Source organism: Gelidibacter pelagius, from assembly GCF_017581925.1.
GTDB lineage: Bacteria > Bacteroidota > Bacteroidia > Flavobacteriales > Flavobacteriaceae > Gelidibacter > Gelidibacter pelagius.
The window spans coordinates 1-1329 of record NZ_JAGEVG010000060.1; the positions used below are offsets into that span (position 1 = coordinate 1).

1 protein-coding gene is annotated in these 1329 nt (G+C 35.1%); it reads left to right on the plus strand.

All coding sequences use genetic code 11. The features are described 5' to 3' along the window. Positions 1-442 precede the first annotated feature (442 nt). Positions 443-886 carry a polysaccharide deacetylase family protein gene (locus J4051_RS18810; protein WP_208235429.1) on the plus strand — a complete coding sequence of 148 codons (444 nt, stop codon included), beginning with the start codon at positions 443-445 and terminating at the stop codon, positions 884-886. Positions 887-1329: the final 443 nt, after the last annotated feature.

Here is a 1329-nt window from a genome sequence, read left to right on the forward strand (position 1 = left end):
CCACTGATTTCGGTATCAGAGTGCCAGGCATTTCGGTTCAAACTGTGCCATTTTTGCATGTGTATTAAATCTCATAATGGTTCTGTTTTTATTGCCCCCCAATTCCTCAATCTTACGATAAAAAATAAATTTAGTTATTGATTAAATTGATAGATTTGACAAGCCATAAATAACTAAATTTGACTTTTGTCGAGACTATAAAACCTATGAAAACACTTCTATCATTTTTAACACTATTAACTTTCCCCGCTCGTGCTCACCAACACTAACCATTTATACATCTCATGGCATTGCTTTAAAAACATGCAGTTCTATTTATAGGAAAGTTTAGGGAAAGGTAGTAGATTACGGGTTCTAAATTTGGTCAATAAAGTTGCTCCTCTTGGCGCCACTAATCATACAAGAAACACATCGGTATTAATTTATGAAAATTTACAGAATTATGAAAAAAACGAGATTTAAGCTCTTATTATTATTTATAACTGGATTAATTATTTCCTGTTCGAATGATGATGAAGTCAAGATTGCAGGTTTAGGGGATTTTAGTGGTAATTATAGACTAAATTTCGTAACCAATTCTTCAACATACTGCTATAATAATGATGTTAGTTCAATTGATCTTGAGATTAGTTCAAACGGAAGATTTAAACAAAAAATATTTATCTTGAACAATAATGAAGAGTGCGTTCTCACTGAAATCCTGGAGGGGCAAATTACGATAACTAAGTCATTCAACATGCATCCAGATGGTACTGTTGTGTACGATAACTCTGAAATATCACACCATATCTTTCTTCCGTCAAGTGTTGATGGTGTGCACAATAAACTACGAATAGCCCATTCAGACGGAAGTGCTATACAGTTTATTTATTTTAAAACAATTTAAATAAAAACTGATTCGTAATGTATTCATTCTTACCGTTTACAGCCCACCGTTGGCGCTCGTTTGCAACGAGTGCCATAGCCCCTATTTCCAACAATATCATACTAAAAAACCCGATCCAACCTTTTTAACCCATAAACCCAGGATCATCAATTTCAAGTACGCTATGATCGTCCTGATAATTCCTCGCGCTTGAGTATTTATAATGTATCGGATCTGTTACCAAACCGACGACGACCGGATTATTGTGAATCTAATTGATCTTTTGCTTAATGACTTTATCAGTCCAAAGCTCGATTTGCTGGTTATGTTGCCAAAGCTGATCACATAAAACGATAGCTATGCGAGTTCGTTACTTCGGTTCGATTTGTGCCACTGATTTCGGTATCAGAGTGCCAGGCATTTCGGTTCAAACTGTGCCATTTTTGCATGTGTATTAAATCTCA